The 18518-nt window shown below is 71.0% G+C and carries 17 protein-coding genes; 8 read left to right on the forward strand and 9 right to left on the reverse strand.

What is annotated here, in order from left to right; all coding sequences use genetic code 11:
* Positions 1-520: 520 nt before the first annotated feature.
* Complete coding sequence (locus ACZ432_RS03590) at positions 521-2812, reverse strand: GH32 C-terminal domain-containing protein (protein ID WP_426963604.1); 2292 nt, start codon at positions 2810-2812, stop codon at positions 521-523.
* Between the two features lie 109 nt (positions 2813-2921).
* Positions 2922-3521, reverse strand: a complete 600-nt coding sequence (locus ACZ432_RS03595) for a CinA family protein (protein WP_426963603.1) — start codon at positions 3519-3521, stop codon at positions 2922-2924.
* Between the two features lie 468 nt (positions 3522-3989).
* On the opposite strand from ACZ432_RS03595, the gene ACZ432_RS03600 reads away from it, so the two are divergent.
* Together ACZ432_RS03600 and ACZ432_RS03605 are read left to right on the forward strand one after the other, a co-directional pair.
* A complete protein-coding gene (locus tag ACZ432_RS03600) occupies positions 3990-4244 on the forward strand; it encodes an HU family DNA-binding protein (protein ID WP_464378872.1) in 255 nt (84 codons plus the stop codon).
* On the forward strand, positions 4183-4581 hold the full coding sequence (locus ACZ432_RS03605; RefSeq protein ID WP_426963601.1) for an HU family DNA-binding protein: 399 nt from the start codon (positions 4183-4185) through the stop codon (positions 4579-4581). Before ACZ432_RS03600 ends, ACZ432_RS03605 begins: the two co-directional genes overlap by 62 nt.
* Before the next feature lie 254 nt (positions 4582-4835).
* Here the strand turns inward: ACZ432_RS03605 and glyA are convergent, their stop codons facing one another.
* Positions 4836-6083, reverse strand: a complete 1248-nt coding sequence (gene glyA, locus ACZ432_RS03610) for a serine hydroxymethyltransferase (protein ID WP_426963600.1) — start codon at positions 6081-6083, stop codon at positions 4836-4838.
* Between the two features lie 176 nt (positions 6084-6259).
* Here glyA and ACZ432_RS03615 point away from each other — a divergent pair, with 176 nt between their 5' ends.
* From ACZ432_RS03615 to ACZ432_RS03625, 3 genes are all read left to right on the forward strand, one after another.
* Positions 6260-8281: a hypothetical protein gene (locus ACZ432_RS03615; RefSeq protein ID WP_426963599.1), complete on the forward strand. Its 2022-nt coding sequence runs from the start codon at positions 6260-6262 to the stop codon at positions 8279-8281.
* A gap of 142 nt (positions 8282-8423) precedes the next feature.
* Positions 8424-9239 (forward strand): transcriptional regulator TbsP, encoded by an 816-nt coding sequence (gene tbsP / locus ACZ432_RS03620; protein WP_426963598.1) that lies wholly within the window; start codon positions 8424-8426, stop codon positions 9237-9239.
* Positions 9240-9321: 82 nt separating this feature from the next.
* Positions 9322-11028: a YcaO-like family protein gene (locus ACZ432_RS03625; RefSeq protein WP_426963597.1), complete on the forward strand. Its 1707-nt coding sequence runs from the start codon at positions 9322-9324 to the stop codon at positions 11026-11028.
* Between the two features lie 61 nt (positions 11029-11089).
* On the opposite strand, the gene ACZ432_RS03630 is transcribed toward ACZ432_RS03625, so the two are convergent.
* Positions 11090-12076, reverse strand: coding sequence for a mechanosensitive ion channel family protein (locus ACZ432_RS03630; protein WP_426963596.1), 987 nt, complete (start codon positions 12074-12076; stop codon positions 11090-11092).
* Positions 12077-12179: 103 nt separating this feature from the next.
* Here ACZ432_RS03630 and ACZ432_RS03635 point away from each other — a divergent pair, with 103 nt between their 5' ends.
* Both ACZ432_RS03635 and trmB read left to right on the forward strand, forming a co-directional pair.
* Positions 12180-12920, forward strand: coding sequence for a proteasome assembly chaperone family protein (locus tag ACZ432_RS03635; protein ID WP_426963595.1), 741 nt, complete (start codon positions 12180-12182; stop codon positions 12918-12920).
* A gap of 113 nt (positions 12921-13033) precedes the next feature.
* Positions 13034-14086: an HTH-type sugar sensing transcriptional regulator TrmB gene (gene trmB, locus ACZ432_RS03640; RefSeq protein WP_426963594.1), complete on the forward strand. Its 1053-nt coding sequence runs from the start codon at positions 13034-13036 to the stop codon at positions 14084-14086.
* A 219-nt stretch (positions 14087-14305) separates the two neighbouring features.
* Here trmB and ACZ432_RS03645 read toward each other — a convergent pair whose 3' ends face one another.
* The 4 genes from ACZ432_RS03645 to ACZ432_RS03660 all read right to left on the reverse strand — a co-directional run bounded on the left by ACZ432_RS03645 (position 14306) and on the right by ACZ432_RS03660 (position 17264).
* Entirely contained in the window at positions 14306-14827 is a 522-nt protein-coding gene (locus ACZ432_RS03645; RefSeq protein ID WP_426963593.1) for a hypothetical protein, read from the reverse strand.
* A gap of 61 nt (positions 14828-14888) precedes the next feature.
* Positions 14889-15707, reverse strand: a complete 819-nt coding sequence (locus tag ACZ432_RS03650; RefSeq protein ID WP_426963592.1) for a hypothetical protein — start codon at positions 15705-15707, stop codon at positions 14889-14891.
* A gap of 92 nt (positions 15708-15799) precedes the next feature.
* A complete protein-coding gene (locus ACZ432_RS03655; RefSeq protein ID WP_426963591.1) occupies positions 15800-16261 on the reverse strand; it encodes a MaoC/PaaZ C-terminal domain-containing protein in 462 nt (153 codons plus the stop codon).
* A 49-nt stretch (positions 16262-16310) separates the two neighbouring features.
* Entirely contained in the window at positions 16311-17264 is a 954-nt protein-coding gene (locus tag ACZ432_RS03660; RefSeq protein WP_426963590.1) for a DMT family transporter, read from the reverse strand.
* 184 nt (positions 17265-17448) lie between these two features.
* On the opposite strand from ACZ432_RS03660, the gene ACZ432_RS03665 reads away from it, so the two are divergent.
* Positions 17449-17931 carry an Lrp/AsnC family transcriptional regulator gene (locus ACZ432_RS03665; protein WP_426963589.1) on the forward strand — a complete coding sequence of 161 codons (483 nt, stop codon included), beginning with the start codon at positions 17449-17451 and terminating at the stop codon, positions 17929-17931.
* Here ACZ432_RS03665 and ACZ432_RS03670 read toward each other — a convergent pair.
* Positions 17928-18467 carry a phosphate-starvation-inducible PsiE family protein gene (locus tag ACZ432_RS03670; RefSeq protein ID WP_426963588.1) on the reverse strand — a complete coding sequence of 180 codons (540 nt, stop codon included), beginning with the start codon at positions 18465-18467 and terminating at the stop codon, positions 17928-17930. The two genes, ACZ432_RS03665 and ACZ432_RS03670, sit on opposite strands and share 4 nt — an antisense overlap.
* Positions 18468-18518 lie beyond the last annotated feature (51 nt).

Consider the following 18518-nt stretch of genomic DNA (forward strand, 5'->3'; position numbering starts at 1 on the left):
CCCGGCGTCAGGGGTCGGTACTCAGTACGCTACCAACTGAGGGACCGATCACGCGCCCGGATCAGCGACTGCCAGTGGCCGCCAGTGATCACCAGCGGCCGCCAGTGATCACCAGTGGCCGCCAGTGACCGCGGCGGTGCGGAGGCGGTCGGCGCGCGCGAGGAACGTGCGCGAGGGAGGCGGCGGCGCGGCCGCCTGCGGTGCCGTGCGGTTCCGCGGCCGCGCCGCCGCCGAGGCTGGGGAGGTGCGAGGCTGCCGTGCGGTTGCGGAGCGGTTGCGGTGCGGAGCGGTTGCGGAGCGGTTCCGGTGCGGGGTGGGACTGAAAGGGCAGCCGGCTCGATCCCGTCGGCTCTCTAGGTGGTGCTGTCCGCCGCAGCAGGATCGACGGCAGACACAGAAACAGAACATCCGTCGTACGGAGCTCCGACTGCGGCCCACCGTCCGCCGGACCATCCCCGCGATCGGACCGTCCCGGTCACCACGCCCCGTCGAAAAAGGCGAGAACGTCCCTGAGGCGCGATCAGTCGTCCGCTTCGGGGGCGGTCCGCGCCGGGTCGCCGGGGTCGCGCCCCCGCAGTTCCGTCGGCCAGATGCTGCCCATCGCGTGGACCGTCAGATCCACGTCGACGCCCTCCGACGCCCCGTCCGCGAGCAGGCCGACGCCGGTGGCGTCGTGCCGGGTCGGGTAGATCCGGCCGGTCAGGCACCGCCGACCGTTGACGAACGCCTCGACCACGGAGCCGTCGACGAAGACCCGCAGGTCGAGCGGGGTTTCGAGGTCGTCGACGGGGACCGAGACCGGGTGGTCGTTGACCTCGCGGTCGAGGCTGCTGCCGGTCCGGTCCAGCACGAGCCGCCCGTCCACGAGCTTGAGTTGCGTGCTCTCGGCGCCGTCCGGCGAGAGCCGGACCACGACGCCGACCGCGTCGGCCGCGTCGGGGTCGACCGTCGCCTCGATCTCCAGGGCGTCACCCTCGGCGTCCAGTAGCTCGCGACCGTCGGTGACGGTGACCGTGCCGTCGAACAGCGTCGCCTCGCGGAGGTCGCGCACCTCCCGGGCGGGGCGCTGGCGGACGTCGCCGTTCTCGACCGACACCTCCCGCGGGAGCGACATGAGGCCGGACCAGCCGGCGTCCCACTGTCGGCGGAGCGTCCGCGCCTCCTTGATCCAGCCGAACATGAGCGTCCGGCCGTCGGGCGCCTCCAGCGACTGCGGCGCGTAGAACTCGCCGGGGTCGAGCACCTCGGTCGCCTCGCGCTCGAAGGTGCCGGTCTCCTCGTCCCACTCGCCGACGAAGCCGACCACGTCCTCGTAGTTGGAGACGTGGAGGAGGTCGCCGTCCGCGAACCGGAGCAGCTCCGGACACTCCCAGACGGTGCCGGGCGACTCCCAGTCGCCGACCAGCGACGGGCCGAGGTACTCCCACTCGCGGCAGTCGCGCGAGCGGTAGCAGACGACGGCCCCGCCCACGTCCTCCAGCCCGGCGCCGACGAGCTGGTACCACCAGCCGTCCGCGACCCAGACGCAGTGGTCGCGGAACTCCCCGTTCCAGTGGTCGGTCGTCAACACGTCGAGCGCCGCCGGCGGGTCGTCGATGACGGGGTTCGCGGGGTCGGTCTCGAACCGGGAGAGGTCGCCGTCGACGGCCGAGCCCAGACACGGGAGCTGCCACCCCTCGCGGCCGCCGGTGTACAGGACCCGCACGTCGGATCCGTCGCCCGCCGGCGCGTCGGTGCGCCACCCGGCGTGGGCCTCGTCGGTGACGAACGCGCAGCCGGACCAGCAGCCGTCGCGGTCCGGGCCGCCGGGGTCGGGCGCCAGCGCGACCGGCACGTCCCGCCACGTCAGCAGGTCGTCGCTGACGAAGTGCCCCCAGTGGATGGTCTCGTGGTAGGGGCCGCCGGGGTTGTACTGGTAGAAGACGTGATACTGCCCGTCGTAGTACAGACAGCCGTTCGGGTCGTTGAGCCAGTTGGCGGGCGGCGAGAGGTGGTAGCTGGTGCGATGGCGGTCGCCCGCGAGCGCCGCGCGGTGGCGCGCGAGCGTCTCGGCGTCGTGCGGCCGGCCCGTCGTGAGCGCGGTCGCCGCGGTCTCGGGGTCGGTCTCGCCGCCGATTCCGGCGGTCCCGTCCGCTCCGCCGTCCGCGAGGAACCGCAGCAGGTTCCCCGTCAGTCGGTCGCGCTTGGCGCGCGTGTGGTCGTCCGCGCGCTCGAAGTCGAGGCCGACGCCGACGCCGACGACGGTCCCCGCGCCGCGCCGCCAGCTCACCGTTGTCACCTCGTGCGGCACGTCGTCCGCGCCGCGGTGCGTCGACGCGAGCACGTCGCCGGCCGCGGGCAACACGTCCTCGTAGCGCGCGAACGGCGCCTCCTCGCCCGCGGGGCGCGTGTGGTGGCGGAGCGTCTCGAACCCCTCGTGTGCGGGGTGGTCGGCGTACGCCGACTTCCAGAGCGGGCCGACCGGCTCGTGGACCGCCTCGGTGCCGGTCGCGTCCGGCGGCACCTCGTCGACCCCGAGCGCCGCGACCTGCCCCATCGCGCGCGCCGAGAGCAGCAGTCCGCCGCCGCTCTCGACGTAGTCGGTCACGCGGGGCTCACAGGCGGCGACGGTCCGGGGGTTCGCCACCGGCTCGACGGCGTGCCACCAGCAGACGTCGAACCGGTCGAGGTCGACCGAGCCGTCCGCGACCGCCGCGAGCGACGCGGTCTCGACGTCCGCGAACCGCTCGCGGCACCAGTTCCGCGCGGCCGTCTCTCCCGGTCCGGCCGCGCCCGCGACGAGCAGGCCGACGCGGAGGTCCTCTTCGTCCATCACCGGATCCTCGACGGATCCGGACAAAAGGCTGTCCGAACGCGCGTACGGAACCGCGTAAATCGCGGCTCCGACGAGACGGCGGTCGAGCGGCTTGTGTCTGACTCGGTCACTCGTCCCCGAATTCGCTCGTGGGCGCCGTCTCGCGGACCGCCCGGACCAGCTCCGCGAGCGCGCAGACGACGCTCTTCCGCTTGATCGCCGCGCGGTCGCCGTCGAGTTCGAAGCGCCGCGACCGGGTGAACGACGCCTCGGTCCCCCACGGCGCGGCGAAGGCGACGCCCACGTACAGCAGGCCGACCGGCTTGTCGCGCTGCCCGCCGCCGGGGCCCGCCACGCCGGTTGCGGAGACGCCCCACGTCGTGTCCGACCGGTCGCGGACGCCCTGCGCCATCGCGCGCGCGACCGGCGCGCTCACGGCGCCGTAGGCGTCCAGGTCCTCGCGCGGGACCGCCAGTTCCTGTCGCTTCGCGTCGTAGGCGTAGGTGGCGAGGCTCCGGTCGAAGTAGTCGCTGGAGCCGGGTACGTCCGTGATCGTCGAGCCGATCAGGCCGCCGGTGAGCGACTCCGCGACCGCGACCGTCTCGCCGCGCTCCGAGAGCAGGTCGCCGACGACTTCCTCGACCGCGCGGTCGCCGGTCCACTCGCCATCCTCGAGCTCCGCCGCGGTCGACGACTCGAAGCCGCTGATCGGGGTCTCCTCGGGCATGTCCGACGCCTCGCACGCCGGGGACTTCTAAGCGACGGCGGCCGAGGGACTGCCCGAAGCGACGGCGGCCGGGGGAGTGCCGCGGTTCCCGCAGTCCGGACCGAAGGTGTCGGATGAGGCCGTGGATCTTCCGCGAGATTCGACGGTTGCTCAGAGCCGTGTGCACTCAGAGACGGGGCGAAGTCCGGCGTCGCAAAGTGCCTCCGTTCCACCGAAACCGTTCCTGTTCGCGTTCGGTTTTGAACAGAAGTGATCACGATACGATAATACAAAAATAGAAATTTAAAATATATTTATATACGTATGCAGCGTCAGAGGGTTGTGAGTAAAGGTATCATGTCTCAAAACGTTCTGTCCCGGCGAACCGTTCTGCGGAGGGGCGCTGTCCTCTCGACAGCGCTCGGAGTGGGCCTGTTGACCGCGACGGGACAGGCCGCGGCGATGAACAAAGCGGAACTGATCGAGGCGATGGCGAGCGAGGCCGGACTGAGCGGGTCGGATGCGAAGCGGGCGCTCGACACGTTCACCGACGCGACGACGAAAGCCTTGGAGAAGGACGACAGCGCCGTGCTGGTCGGCTTCGGGTCGTTCAGTATCTCGAAGCGCTCCGCCCGGACGGGGAAATCCGGGGTCCCGAAACGGGCCTGCAGACGACTCGCCGGTGACGTTCGACGCCTGCCCGGAGTTCGCGGCCGCCCTCGGTCTCAACCCCGGCAAGGGTGACGAGGCCAGCGCAAAGTGCCGGAACGCCGACGTGGTGATCGACGCGGAGTACGTCGCGAGCGAAACGGGACGCGACTCGCCCGAGGGGCTATCGGAGGACGACGCGAGGCGAGCGCTCGACGCGTTCATCAACGCGACGACGAAGGCACTGAAAAAAGGTGATCGGCTGTCGTTGGGTGGACGGGAGGACCAGAACGAGGGGTTCGGCACGTTCAGCATCTCGAAGCGCTCCGCCCGAACCGGGCGAAATCCGCAGACAGGAAAAGGGATCCAGACCGCGGCGAAGAACGTGGTCGAGTTCAAAGCGGGTGCGGAACTCTCGAAGGCCGTTAACTGAGCTGTGACGGCGTGGAAACGGTGAACCCGGCCGATACGCCGTCAACCTGGCTACGGACGCCGGCTCGGTTAAACGACTGACTTCCCCTCTCTCGGACACGTCCCTACTGTCTCGGCTGGCTCAGCAAAACTCGGTGACACTGCCCCCTTCGAATCGGTCCGTGCCACCGAGGAGAGAAATAGCCGACCGCAGGACGGAGAAGGCCCGCACGGGGTGGGGACGGGTCGGCCGCAGAGCACGGCCACACCCCAGCCCTACTCGTACAGCGGGAACTGCTCGCAGAGTTCGGCGACGCGCTCGCCGACCTCGTAGACCACGTCCTCCTCGTCGACGTTGTCGACCACGCGGTGGATCAGGTCCGCGACCTCGCGCATCTCCGCCTCCTCGAAGCCGCGCGTGGTGAGCGCGGGCGTGCCGACGCGGATGCCGGAGGGGTCGAAGGGGGTCCGGGTCTCGCCCGGCACGGTGTTGGCGTTGAGGACGATGTTCGCGGCCGCGAGCGCCTCCTCGGCGTCGCCGCCGGAGGTGTCCGGGTGGGACTCCCGGAGGTCGATGAGCACGAGGTGGGTGTCCGTGCCGCCGGAGACCAGCTCGTAGCCGTGCTCGCGGAAGCGCTCGGCGAGCGCCTCGGCATTGCTCACGACCTGTGCGGCGTACGAGTCGAACTCCGGTTGGAGCGCCTCCTTGAAGCCGACCGCCTTGCCGGCGACGTTGTGCATCAGGGGACCGCCCTGCGTGCCGGGGATGATCGCCTTATCGACCGCGGAGGCGAACTCCTCGCCGCACATGATGATCCCGCCGCGACCGGCGCGAATGGTCTTGTGCGTCGATCCGGTGACGAAGTCGGCGATGCCGACCGGCGAGGGGTGCTCGCCCGCGGCGACCAGGCCGGTGATGTGGGCGATGTCGGCGAGGTGGTAGGCGTCGGCCGCTTCCGCGGCGGCCTGGATGCGCTCCCACTCGACCTCTCGGGGGTACGCGGAGTAGCCGGAGACGATCATGTCCGGCTCGATCTCCTCGGCCGTCTCGCGGAGCGCGGCGTAATCGATGTAGCCCGTTTCGGGGTCCACCTCGTAGTGGGTCACGTCGAAGTGCTCGCCCACGAAGTTGGCGTGGTGGCCGTGCGAGAGGTGGCCGCCGTGGGTCAGGTCCAGGCTCAGGATCGAGTCGCCAGGCTCCAGGGCGGCGACGTAGACGGCGATGTTCGCGCTGGAGCCCGAGTGCGGCTGGACGTTGACGTGCTCGGCGCCGTAGAGCTCCTTCGCGCGCTCGATGGCCAGCTCCTCGACCTCGTCGGCGTACTCACAGCCCGCGTAGTAGCGCTGGTCGGGGTACCCCTCCGCGTACTTGTTGGTGAGCGCGCTCCCCTGCGCCTCCATGACGGCCTCGCTGACGTGGTTCTCGCTGGCGATCATCGCGAGCGTCTCCTGCTGTCGCTCGACCTCGCCGGACAGCGCGTCCGCGACCGCCGGGTCCGTCTCCCGCACCGTGTCGTAGTCCATACGCGAACCGCGTGTGACGCGACCAAAAAGCTGTCCGTCCCGCGGACGGTTGCCGGGGGCGGCGCTCCGGCGTCCGTGAGAGCGGGTCGCGGCCGCTCCCGCATGCGATCGCGATGGCCCCCGTACCCCTCCGGTGCCGACACGCATTTAGGCGCACGGAGGGTCTCTCCGACCCAATGGTGCAGGTCGAATCGTCGCGGAATGAACTCCGCGTGGTCGACGCCGAGGGGCGCTCGGCGACCGTCGCGGGGCGGTTCGAACCCGGCGGAACCGCGCCCGCGTTCGACCGCGCGGTCGACGGCCGAACGACGGTCACCGCGCGGCGACTCCGACTCGACGGGACGCTCGTGACGGTCGAGAACCTCGACGACGGCGGTCGGCGGGAGCTAGCCGGCGATCCCGGTCCGGTCGACCTGGACGCCGCCGCCCACCGCGTCCGGATCGCGACGCCGGTCGGGACGGTCCTCCGGTTCGACGGCGCGGCGACGGTCGCGAAGCCGGCGGTCGACGCCGTCGTCCTGACGTTCCCGGCTGCGACCCCGGTGGCCGTGGGCTTCGGGACGGGAACGAGGCGCCCTCGGGCGTCGATGACCGTTCCGGCGACCCCGTCGGGAGTCGCGACCGCGCTCACCGCGATGGCGACGAGCCACCGGACGGCGTCGCCGGATCGATCCCGCCCCGAGATGCGGACGCAGCCGCCGACGGTGAGGTTCGGCGAGGGGAAGTCGATCCCGCCGGCCGCGCGCGAGTCGCCGCTCGAAGGGCCCCGCCCGGAGATCGCCGTTCCGCCGGACCTGGGCGTGCTGCTCCGGGTCGCGCCGCTCACGCACTACGTCGGGGCGCGGGTGGAGACCGACACCGACGCCGCCCCCGTGCTCCGGGCCGGTCGCGAGTGGAGCCTCACGGACGGCTCGGGGGGCCTCACCGCGGCCGCCGCGCTCAGGCGCGTCTTCCACCTCGACTGCCTCGTCCGAAGCGCCGGACCGCGGGGAACGGACCTCGCCGAGACGCGGCTGCTCGACCGGCTGGCCCTGGACCCGGACGGGACGTATCCGTTGCCCGTGGCCGAACGCGTCGACCGGTACATGGCCGCCGACTACGACGCGATAGCCGGCGAGCTACCGGACTGGCACCTCTCGATGTACCTCCGGCCGGACTACGAGAGCGTGCGGACGCTGCCGCACCTGCTGTCCAACGTGCCGCAGGTGTTCGCGCCGGAGGTCGAACCGCTCCCCGACGCCGAGTGGCTGAAGCGGTCCCTGGACGACTTCATCCGCGGTCGGGACTCCGTGAGCGTCGACCTCTCGAAGCCCTCGCTCGGCTCCGGACGGACCCACGGCTGGCTCGCCGACTCCGCGCCGATAGACGTGTTCAAGGCGCTCCCCGAGGCCTACGAGAACCGCGCCCGCTACCGCGACCGCTCGGGGGAGTCCATCTCGGTCGTCGCGGTCGTCAACGACCTCGAGATGTCGACCGAGGGCGACGCCGCGGTGGAAGTGTACCGGAAGCGGGCCGCGGAGCTCGACGTCGACGTGACGGTTCGCGAGCAGGTCACGACCGACGAGCTGGCCGCGCTCTTCGAGGAGTCACACGACCTGATCCACTTCATCGGCCACTGCGAGCCGGCGGGGTTCGTCTGCCCGGACGGTCACTTCGCGGCCGCGGAGCTGGACGAATCGAACGCGCAGACGTTCTTCCTCAACGCGTGCGGCTCCTACTACGAGGGGCTCGACCTGATCCGCCGCGGCAGCGTCGCCGGCGGCGTCACGTTCAACCGCGTGCTGGACGGCAACGCCGCGCTCGTCGGGACCGCGTTCGCGCGCCTGCTGATGGCCGGGTTCGGGTTCGAGCGCGCCCTCTCGCTGGCCCGTCGCCGGGTGATGACCGGCAAGGACTACGTGGTCGTGGGCGACGGAACCCACGCGCTCACACCGCGAGGGGACGAGGTGCCGACGGTCCTGGAGGTCGAACCGGCCGACGGCGGGTACCGCGTGGTCCACGACGCGTACACGCCGAGGGCTCACGGCGGCGTCTATCGGTCGCCGTTGCAGACCGACGGCGTCTCGCAGCTGTGCGGAACGCGGCGGGAATTCCTCGTCGACGCCTCCCGGCTTCGGGACCTCCTGTCGCTCGACGTGATGCCGGTACTGTACGAGGGGGACCTCCGGTGGTCGTCGGAGCTGGCCGAGGCCATCTGACCGGCCGCCGCGGACCGGACGTCCGACTTCGGTGATCGGAATAAGCCAGAAATCGGAGCCGTTGACGCCTCTATTGGGGATTCTCCAGGTGGGTGATCCCGTTAATATTAAATATCTCACGCGCCGTTATACGCATAGAATTATGGTGTCGAATTTACTCGAAACCGATCTCGAGAATATCCTCGAGGACGCGTTCGCGGAGACGGAGGGCGAGCTCCTCGTCGTGGATCCCTCGGCCGAAACCGTCGAAGCGATCGTGGAGGCGGGCATCGAGAGCGACACGCTCCCCGAGCTGTGTCTGCTCGCCGACGAGGACGTACTGAAGGACGTGATGGACGACTTCCTGATCGCCTCGAAGGCGGCGGACCTCGTCGAGGGGGGATCGCTCTCGCTGCGGGTCCTCTCGACCGACGCCGACAACGCGCTGTTCGTCTCGGCGGACCGGGTCGTCGCGCTCGTCTCGACCGGCGGTCGCGTCGCCGCGCTTTCCAGCGACGACGCGGAATTCGTCGAGGAGGTCTTCTCGACGTACCGCGACGCCTTCGAGGAAGCCGAGGAGTACCGACTCCGGACGCCCGCGATCAGTCGCGTCCGCGAGACGATGACCGAGGAGATCGGCGATGCCACACGCGAGGACTTCGACGACGTGCTCGCCTCGATGGAGACCGCCCGCGGCAACGGCGACGGCCTCGACGAGGTGACCGTCTCGCTGCTCGTCGCCGCGAAGAACGACGTGCTGCTGTACGACATCTCGAAGTGGGGCGAGGACGTGGGGATCGCCTCGAAGGCGACGTTCTCCCGGACGAAGACCCGCCTCGAGGACCTCGGCCTCATCGACACCGAGAAGGTGCCCATCGACGTCGGCCGCCCCCGGCTCCGCCTGAAGCTCGGCGACGACCGGCTGAAGGACGCCTCCGTCGACCAGCTCGCGGACGTCGTTCAGAGCGCACTCAACTGACGGCGGTCGCGCCGCGGCCGCCTGCCGGCCCGGCGTCGTGCCCTCCCGTGGCTTTTTCTCCCCGCTCGTCGTTGCCGCGTCCATGGACATCGGACTCGTCGGTGACGGGCCGGCCGTCGACGCGGTCGACGCCGCGCTCGGTGACGTCGACGTGAACGTCATGCCCGTCGCGGCGGACCTGCTGGACGGTTTCGACTTCGCGGTGGTCGTCGGCACGGCCGGCGCCGACGCGTTCGCGCGCGCGAACGAGGCGCTCGAGCGGTGGGTCGCCGTCGAGGTCGGCGGGGTCGGAGGGGCCCCCGTCGCGGACGTCGACGCCGCCGTGACCGTCTTCGAGGACGCCTGCTACGACTGCCTGCGCCGGCGCATCGCGGCGAGCGACTCGGAGACGGAAGAGCGCCCCGCCGGGGTCCGCTCGGCGGTGCGCTACGCGGGTGCGGTCGCGGGGCGACGAACGATCCAAGCCCTCTCCGGCGAGGCGGTCGGCGACACGGTCGTCGAAGTTCCAGGGGCGGAGCGCAGGTTCCTCCCCGTTCCCTTCTGTGACTGCGGGTCAGACCCCGAGGGCGCCGTCCCGCGGGAGCACCGCGACGTCTCGGTCGACGACGCGCTCGAACGCGCCGAGCGGTCGGTCGACGACCGCGTCGGGATCCTCTCGGAGGTGGGCGAGCGCGAGTCGTTCCCGGTCCCGTACTACATCGGCCGGGTCGCGGACACGACCGGGTTCAGCGACGCGCGCGCCGCGGAGTTCGCGGCCGGCGTCGACCGCGACTGGGACGCGGCGTTCATGAAGGCGATCGGCGAGGGGTTGGAGCGGTACGCCGCGGGGGTCTACCGGACCGACGACTTCGCGGAGGGACCCCCGACGGCCGTGGAGAACCCGGTCCCGCCCGCCCGCTTCGTGACGCCGGACGACCGCGAGACGGTCGGGGCGGAGGACGACGACTCCCTCGCGTGGGTGACCGGCGAGGACCTCGCGACCGGTGAGGCCGCCGCGCTCCCCGCGGAGTTCGTCCGGTTCCCGCCCCACGAGCGTCGCTTCCGCCCGTCGATCACGACGGGGCTCGGACTCGGCAACTCGGGCGTCGAGGCGGTGCTTTCCGGGCTCTACGAGACGGTCGAGCGCGACGCGACGATGATCGCGTGGTACTCGACGCTCGACCCGCTCGAACTCCGGATCGAGGGGGACGAGGACCCGGCCTTCGCGGAGCTCCGTGCGCGGGCGAACGCCGTGGACCTCTCGGTGACGCCGCTGCTCGTCACCGCCGACGTGGACGTGCCCGTGGTCGCGGTCGGCGTCCACCGCGAGGGCGACTGGCCGCGGTTCGCCGCCGGCTCCGCGGCGGATCTCGACCCGTACGCGGCCGCCCGCTCCGCGCTGTCGGAGGCGCTTCAGAACTGGATGGAACTGCGCGCGATGGGGCCCGATGCCGCCGCCGAGCAGGGCGCCGCGATCGGGGACCACGCCGACTACCCGGCGGAAACGCGCGCGTTCTTCGACGCGGACGCGGCGGTGCCGGCCGAGGGGCTCGGCGTCCCGGACGCGGCCGGAACCGCCGAACTCGACGCGGTGCTCGACAGACTCGCCGATGCGGACCTCGACGCCTACGCGGCGCGGACGACGACGCGGGACGTGGCGGCGCTCGGGTTCGAAGCCGTCCGCGCACTCGTGCCGGCCGCGCAGCCGCTGTTCACCGGTGACCCCTTCTTCGGAGAGCGGGCACGCGAGGTCCCCGCGTCGATGGGGTTCGAGCCCCGCCTCGATGCGCCGTACCACCCGTTCCCGTAGCGCCGCGTGGGGCGGACGTCGCCCCGCGGCACTCATCACGACCCGCTCGTCTCGACCGGGCTCACGCGTCGTCGCCGTGCTCCCCCTCCTCGTCTTCGGGCGGCTTCGCGGCCCGGTCGCGCTCCTCGGCGGTCTCCGCGACCGCCCGCCCGTCGGCGTCGACGCGCGCCACGCCGGAGGTGTCGTCGAAGACGAGATGGCGGTGGGGGTACGCCATCTCCACGTCGGCGTCCGCGGTTATCTCTCGGATGCGGATGTTGACAGTCGACTGGACCTTGTTCAGCTTGTAGGGCTTTTTCACCCAGTACCGGAGCCGGAGCAGGACGCCGTTGTCGCCGAACTCGTGGACCCGGCAGTCGGGGCTGGCGACGTAGCGCGCGGCGCCGATCCGGATGTCGGGCCCGCCGGAGACGACGGCCTCGCAGCCGCGAGCGGCGCGCTCGATCAGCCGCCGTGCCTCGGTCACGTCGGACTCGTAGGTGACGAGCACGTCGAGCGAGCGGCGGGTCCGCTCGTCCTCCGCGGAGTAGTTGGTCACGTCCCGCTCGCGGACGTTACCGTTCGGGATGACGAGGAAGGTGTTGTCGAGCGTGAGGATCTTCGTGTAGCGGATGGTGATGTCCTCGACGAACCCCATCGTGCCGTCGTCGAGTTCGATCAGGTCACCGATCTCGAACGGCTGGTCCCACAGGACGAAGAAGCCGCTGATGACGCTCCCGATGAGCGGCGCGAGGATCACGCCGGCCACGGCCGAGAACACGGCGGCCGACACGACGAGGCTCGGGAGCTGGACCCCCGCGATGGAGAACCCGGCCGCGGCCGCGCCGACGATGATCGCCACGCGGACGCCACGGAGCACGGTCTGGGCGACGCTCTGTCGCTCGAACCGCCGCGCGACCGGGCGGCCGATCAGCCGGATCGTCAGCTTCGAGACCCAGACGCCGAGCGCGAGGATGAGGAGCGCGATCCCGAGACGGACTCCCGGAACTGCGAGCCAGTCGGGGAGTCGGTCCCCGACCACGCCTCCGGCCTGTGCCAACGCGTCCATGCACCTCCCGCGTCCCCCACTCGAAAAAGCGTTTCCTCCGGCGGCGGGAGTCCGGCTCGCCTCGGACCGAACGGCTAAGAGCGCGCCTGCTGAACGTGCGTCCATGTCCGGGACGTTCCGCCAGTCGCCCGCGTTCGAGGTATCCCACGACTCCACACCGAGCGACGTGTTGCTGGCCGGCTTCTCAGCCTACGGGCTGGCCGGCCTGACCGCGGTCGACTATCTGGTCGACCATCTCGACCTCGAACCGACGGGTCACGTCCGCACGGAGGGGCTCCCGACGATCACGCCGTTCACGAACGGTGAGCCGAGACACCCGACGCGGCTGTTCTCGCGGCCCGACCTCGACGTGACGGTGCTCGTGGGCGAACTGTTCGTCCCAGTCCAGCTGGGCGAGGCGTTCGCGGACGCCGTCATCGACTGGACCGAGGCCGAGGGCGTCGAGGAGGTGGCCGTCCTCGCCGGCGTCCCCACAGCGCACGCGCCGGACGACCACCGCACCTTCTACGTCGCGACCGAGGACTACCGCGCCACTCGGTTGACGGACGGCGACGTGCCGCCGATGGGATCCGGGTTCCTCGACGGGACGAACGCGGCGCTCATCGAACGCGGCATCGAGTCGCCGCTCGGCGCAGCGGTGTACGTCACCCCGGTCCACGCGCAGGTCCCCGACGTCGAGGCGGCGGTACGGCTCGTGGAGACGGTCGAGACGGTGTACGACCTGGACGTGGACTCCGGTCCGTTGCGGGCGTTCGCCGCGGAGGTCGAACAGCACTACGCGGAACTCGCCGAGCGGATGGAGCGCAGGGAGTCGGACGCACCGGACGACCGGATGTACATGTAGGTCGGCGCCGGGGAACCGAACGGGAGCTGTCCGAGCTGACGAACCGGGTTTCGGAACCGGGTGCAACTCGGCTCATAGTAAATAACTTACGTCCCGGGCGGAATGAGGAAGACATGACCGACGACCTTCGCGGGACGCTCGAACGCGTCGGGGACCGCTTCAACCTCGGCGAGTACGAGATCGACGCGTACCTCGCGGTGCTGGAACACGGCGAACTCACCGCCAGCGAGATCGCCGACCGAACCGACATCCCGCAGCCGCGGGTGTACGACACCGTCCGGAGCCTCTCGGACCGCGGGCTGGTGGAGCTCCGCGAGTCGCGCCCGATGAAGATCGTCGCGGTCGATCCGGACGACGCGTTCGGCGAGATACAGACCTCCTTCGACCAGCTAGTCGACGAGTTGGAAGCCCGCTACACGGCCCCGGCCCGCGAGACGGAGGCCGTCTCCCTCGTGAAGTCGCGGTCCACGATCCTCCGGTATCTGGAGGAGGTCATCGAGTCTGCGGAGTACGAGCTGGCCGTCTCGCTCACGCCGGACTTGCTCCGGCGGTTCGAGGACCTGCTCGCGGCGAAGGTCGACGACGGCGTCAGCGTCGAACTGCTCGTGACGCCGGCCAAGCGCGCGCCGAACCCGGCCGAGTACGACTACCTCTCGGTGGCGACCATCGCGCGCGCTCGCCGCGGCATCACGACGCCGGTGCTGGCGGTCGGCGACGGCAGCTACTCGGTGTACGCGACGCAGGACGCGATCCGCGACGACCAGGAGCGGTACGGCGTCATCTTCAACCGCTCGGCGCTGGGGTTCCTCGTCTCCGGGTTCTTCGGGACGGTCCTGTGGACGACGGCGGAGACGCTGGCCGCGGACGGGAAGGACCGGCCGTTCCCCCGACGCTACGCGTCGATCCGCCGCGCGGTCAAGGACGTGCGCGAACTCGACGGCGACTTCTACGCCACGGTCGAGGGGCGAGACATCGAGTCGGGTGACCCCGTGACGGTGCAGGGCTCCGTCGTCGACGTGGCCTTCGAGGACTCCGAGGAGGTCGCGTCGCTGGTCGTCGAGACCGAGGCGGGCGAGCGCGTCGAGATCGGCGGGCGCGTCGCCGCGCTGGAGGACGTGGAGGGACAGGAGATCGTCATCGGTCGCGACGAGCCGGCGGCGCTGTAGCCGCCGCTCGCGGCCCGGCTTCAGCCCCCCGGTGCTGGCGCGACCGACTCGGGTGCCGAGATCCGGGAGTCCCGGCGGGACGAGTCGGCCTATTCGGACTGTGGGTGTCGACCGGCGCGACACCGCGAACGCCCGGGCGAGGCTGGTCCCGGCATCCGTCAAAAACCCTCGGACGGCGACGCGCGTCGTGTCGGCACCTGCAACCGCGCGTGCCGCCCGCTACGTTCTGCGCGCGGTCTCCTCCGCGACCCGCGGGAACAGCAGTGTCGCGACCAGGGCGAGGAGGAACGCCAGCACTCCGGCGAGGAGGGGAACGCCGACCGCGGACGCGACCCCGACCGCGCCGACCGTCGCGGCCAGGAGAACGGCGTTGTAGTAGCCGGCCCGCAGCGCGAGAAGGGCGGGGGCGTAGGTGACCCAACCGCGCGTTTCGGACGCGAGTGGCGGGACCCAGCCGCCCCGCAGGAGCGTCGCCGTCCCCGCCATCGTCGCCAGCGCCACCAGTCCCGCGAACTTGTAGCTGTACGTCCCCGTGGGCGGGAGGTCCATCAGAGAGACCAGCACGGGCAGCGAGAACACCGCCACGTCCGCGTACGCGGTCACGGCGTCGTGGAGCAGGAGCCCGACGGGGTCCTTCTCACCCCGCTCGGTCGTCCCGTACCCGCGCCAGCCGCGTCGCTCGCGGGACTCGGCGGCGTCCGTCGCGCGCCCCGGCGGGCCGTTCCGGCGAGAGGGAGCCATCGCTCGGGAGTCGGTTCGCCGGTGCTTAAAAATCACCCCCGTCACTCCGCGTCGGCACCCGTCACTCCGCGTCGGCCTCGGCCGCCCGTTCGGCCGCGGTCTCGCGGAACTCGTGGACGACGGTGTCGCAGTCGGCGCACGCGAGCACCAGCCGTCCGGGCTTGCGCTGCGTGGACCCGGGGCCGCCACAGCAGTTTCGGAGCGTCGTCTCGCGCACGTCGCCGCCGCAGACCGGACACGTCCCGAGGAGGGTCCGGAGCGGCTCCGCGGCGGGCACGCGAACCGACTCGGGGACGTCGCGCTCGGCGAGCGTCTCGATGGCCGCGACCTCCGCGATCGCGACCGCACGCGAGAGCCAGTTGTCGCGGTCGCCGTCGAGCAGGATCCGGTCGCCGTGCGCGCTCGCCGTCACGCCCGGGGGCGCGGCATCGCCCACCCGGTCCGCCAGCGCCGGGTCCGAGAGCGTCCGGACCTCCGCCATCCGGTCCGTCCAGTCCGCGCGGAACGTCTCCTCGAGCGCGATGTCGCCGTCGGCCGCCTCCACCAGCACGCCCGCATCGAACAGGGCGGCGAGGAGGTCCTCGGCGTCGGCGCCGTCCGCCAGCGAGTTCGAGTCGACGCCGTCGTCGGTCGCGTGGCCGAACTCCCACGGGAGGTACGCGGCGACCTTCGGGCCGAATTCGGGGGTGTAGGGCACGACGTAGCCCCGGAGATAGACGAGCGCGAGTCCGCCCGCCAGCACGAGGGGGCCGGCGAACGGGAACAGCCCGGAGACGAGCGCCGCCGCGAGGAGGACGGCGACGAGGTTGATGGCGGTACACGGCCAGCACCGGTTCGCCCCGGTGTGCTCGGGGCGCGCGAGCGCGGCGAGAGGGTTCACGGTCCCCCGTTCGTCCCCGCCCTCAAAAGCGTGTCCGAGCGGCGCGCCGCGAGGGGCCGGGCCGCAGTACGGCCCCGGAGCGGCGACCGCCGTCACTCCCGTGCGACCATCACCAGCCCGACCATCGAGAAGACGTCCTCGCCCACGCGGTCGTCGTCCGGGTCGGCGGCGTCGGCGACCGCGGTCGTCGTCCGGGCGTGGACCAGTCCGCGGTCCGCCGTCTCGGGAACCGTCTCGACGATCTCGGTGCGCGCCCGGAGGGTGTCGCCCGGTCGGACCGGCGCGTACCAGCGCAGTTCGTCGACGCCCTTCGCGCCGAGCGCGGCGGTCTCGGAGAGCAGGTCGTCGACGAGCAGCCGCATGGTCATCGCCGCGGTGTGCCAGCCGGAGGCGATGAGGCCGCCGTACATCGACGCCGCGGCCGCCTCCGGGTCGACGTGGATCGACTGGGGGTCGTACCGCTCAGCGAACTCACGGACCTCGGGTTCGTCCACCGTTCGGGTCCCGTGGTCGAACGTGTCGCCGACCGAGAACGTCGAGAAGGTGCGTGGCATGGTCGAACCCAGCGCGGGGCTCGGCTTATCTCCGGTGGTTCGGTCCGACTCAGGCGTCCGCGTCGCGCGGGACCCTGGCGTCGACGACCCGCCGCACCGCGTGCCGCTCCACCACGAGGAACCCGGCGAGGATGACGAGGAAGCCGACCATCGCCCGGCTCTCGATCAGGTGCCCGAGCACGAGCCAGCTGATGAGCGCCGCGGTTATCGGCTCGGCGTAGCCGACGAGGTGGAGCTGTGCGGGCCCGACCTCGTCGAGCAGCGCGAAGTAGATCAGGAAGGCGATGACGCCCGACAGCAGCGTCAGGTACGCCAGCGTCGTCACGGTGGTGGCGTTCCAGACGACCGCGGCCGGTGACTCGCCGCGGACGCCGGCGCCCGCGAACAGCACGACCGCGCCGACGACCATCGCCCAGCCCTGCATGGGGACGATCGAGAAGTCGTTGCGGAGCGGCCGCAACAGGACCGCGCCCAGCGCGAACGTCGCCGCCCCGGCCAGCACCAGCCCGGCGCCGAACAGCTCCGTCGAGCCGCCCGACAGCAGCGTTTCGAGGGAGGGGTCGGCGACGACGACGACCCCCACGACGCCGAGCAGGAAGCCGCCGAGCTCGACCGGCCCGAGCCGCTGGCTCGGGAGCAGCGCGGCGGCGAAGGCGGCGGTCAGCACCGGCGAGAGGCTCACCAGCACCGCCGCGACCGCGCCCGAGATGTGCAGCTCGCCGACGTACAGCAGCGCGTGGTACGCGGCGATGACCAGCGTGCCGGCGACCGCGACCGCGCCCCACTCGGTGCGGTCCCGCGGGATCCATCGGTCGGAGACGACCGCGGCGTACCCCAGCACGACGAGCCCCGCCAGCAGGTAGCGCACCCCCGCGAACAGCAGCGGAGGGAAGAAGTGCAGTCCGGCCTCGATGGCGACGAACGACCCGCCCCACAGCACGGCGAGCGTCAGAAACGCCGTGACCGACACGGCCGGATTTGAGAGGGAGAAATCTCGCGTCATTGGTTGTTCGTTCGAAATCCTCCGAGACTCTTAAGACTGACTCCAAGATCATCGGATTACCCGGATGAACGACCGGACATATGTTTCTGGTCCGAATCTACCGCCGAATTCTCCGCGGAGGTTGAACTCTGCTCCAAGTCTGTCGGGCGACAGATACATGCAGAACCGGGAACGACGTGGGTGTATGGACGAGCGCGACGTGCGACTGCTGAAGGCGATTTCGGACCTGGGGACCGGCAGCCCGGAGGCGCTCCACGAGGAGACGGACATTCCGGTGTCGACGATCCATTACCGGCTGAACAACCTCCGCGAGGCCGGCGTGATCGAGAACGACCTCTATGACCTCGACCACGAGAAACTGGGGCTCGGCGTCACCGTCATCGTCGAGGTGCTGGCCGACTACGAGGGCTCCTACGAGGAGTTCGCGGAGGAGTTGATGGCGGTCGAGGGCGTCACGCAGACCTTCTTCACGATGGGCGAGACGGACTTCATCGTGCTCGCGCGGCTCCCCTCCTCGGACGCCGTCGAGCGCCTGATCGGCGACTTCGAGGCGATCCCGGAGGTCGAGCGCACCAACTCGACGTTCGTCATCGCGACCGCGCAGGACGAGCCGCGAGCGCCCGCGACCTACGACCTCGAGTCGCTCGTCGCGGCGCTGACGGATTAGCCGAGGAACGAGTCGTCGCTCTCCTCCGTTCGCCGTTCGACGAGCAGCAGGCTCACCAGCCCGAGGATCAGGACCGCGTACGCGAGCGCCGCGAGCAGCGCGTCGAGCACCGTCGCGTACTCCGTCGTCCGGAAGATGATCGCCTTCCGGACCATCGCGATGACGCCGGTGTAGACGACGAGCCGGACCACCGTGCGCGTGGACCGCCCCTGCACGTACGCGACGACCGTCTCGTACACCTCGACGATGATCAGCAGCAGGAGCCCGGTCTCCACGAACCCGATGACGACGAGGGGGTCGGTTATCTCGCCGGTCGGGACCGCACGCGCGATCTGGATCGCGAGATCCACCACGCCGATCCCGAAGAGCAGCGCGAACACCGCGGCCGCGGCCAGTTCGACGAGGTGGACGAACCGGTCGGTCTCGGCGGCGAACCGGTCGGCGAGCGTCGCGTCGGCGCGCCTCGGGGAGGCGTCGCGGTCCTGGCCCGCCTCCGCGTCCTCCTCGTCGGCCGTCGGGTCGGTGTCTGAGCTCACGCGAACGGACCGGGATTCTCCCCCCGACTACTTACCTTCTGTCACGGGTGG

It is taken from the genome of Haloparvum alkalitolerans, from assembly GCF_055381565.1.

Bases quoted from the DNA above. Each gene is read 5' to 3' on its own strand.
- ACZ432_RS03590 (WP_426963604.1), bottom strand. From the start codon at position 2,812: ATGGACGAAGAGGACCTCCGCGTCGGCCTGCTCGTCGCGGGCGCGGCC.
- ACZ432_RS03595 (WP_426963603.1), bottom strand. From the start codon at position 3,521: ATGCCCGAGGAGACCCCGATCAGCGGCTTCGAGTCGTCGACCGCGGCG.
- ACZ432_RS03600 (WP_464378872.1), top strand. From the start codon at position 3,990: ATGGCGAGCGAGGCCGGACTGAGCGGGTCGGATGCGAAGCGGGCGCTC.
- glyA (WP_426963600.1), bottom strand. From the start codon at position 6,083: ATGGACTACGACACGGTGCGGGAGACGGACCCGGCGGTCGCGGACGCG.
- ACZ432_RS03615 (WP_426963599.1), top strand. From the start codon at position 6,260: ATGGTGCAGGTCGAATCGTCGCGGAATGAACTCCGCGTGGTCGACGCC.
- tbsP (WP_426963598.1), top strand. From the start codon at position 8,424: ATGGTGTCGAATTTACTCGAAACCGATCTCGAGAATATCCTCGAGGAC.
- ACZ432_RS03625 (WP_426963597.1), top strand. From the start codon at position 9,322: ATGGACATCGGACTCGTCGGTGACGGGCCGGCCGTCGACGCGGTCGAC.
- ACZ432_RS03630 (WP_426963596.1), bottom strand. From the start codon at position 12,076: ATGGACGCGTTGGCACAGGCCGGAGGCGTGGTCGGGGACCGACTCCCC.
- ACZ432_RS03635 (WP_426963595.1), top strand. From the start codon at position 12,180: ATGTCCGGGACGTTCCGCCAGTCGCCCGCGTTCGAGGTATCCCACGAC.
- trmB (WP_426963594.1), top strand. From the start codon at position 13,034: ATGACCGACGACCTTCGCGGGACGCTCGAACGCGTCGGGGACCGCTTC.
- ACZ432_RS03645 (WP_426963593.1), bottom strand. From the start codon at position 14,827: ATGGCTCCCTCTCGCCGGAACGGCCCGCCGGGGCGCGCGACGGACGCC.
- ACZ432_RS03655 (WP_426963591.1), bottom strand. From the start codon at position 16,261: ATGCCACGCACCTTCTCGACGTTCTCGGTCGGCGACACGTTCGACCAC.
- ACZ432_RS03660 (WP_426963590.1), bottom strand. From the start codon at position 17,264: ATGACGCGAGATTTCTCCCTCTCAAATCCGGCCGTGTCGGTCACGGCG.
- ACZ432_RS03665 (WP_426963589.1), top strand. From the start codon at position 17,449: ATGGACGAGCGCGACGTGCGACTGCTGAAGGCGATTTCGGACCTGGGG.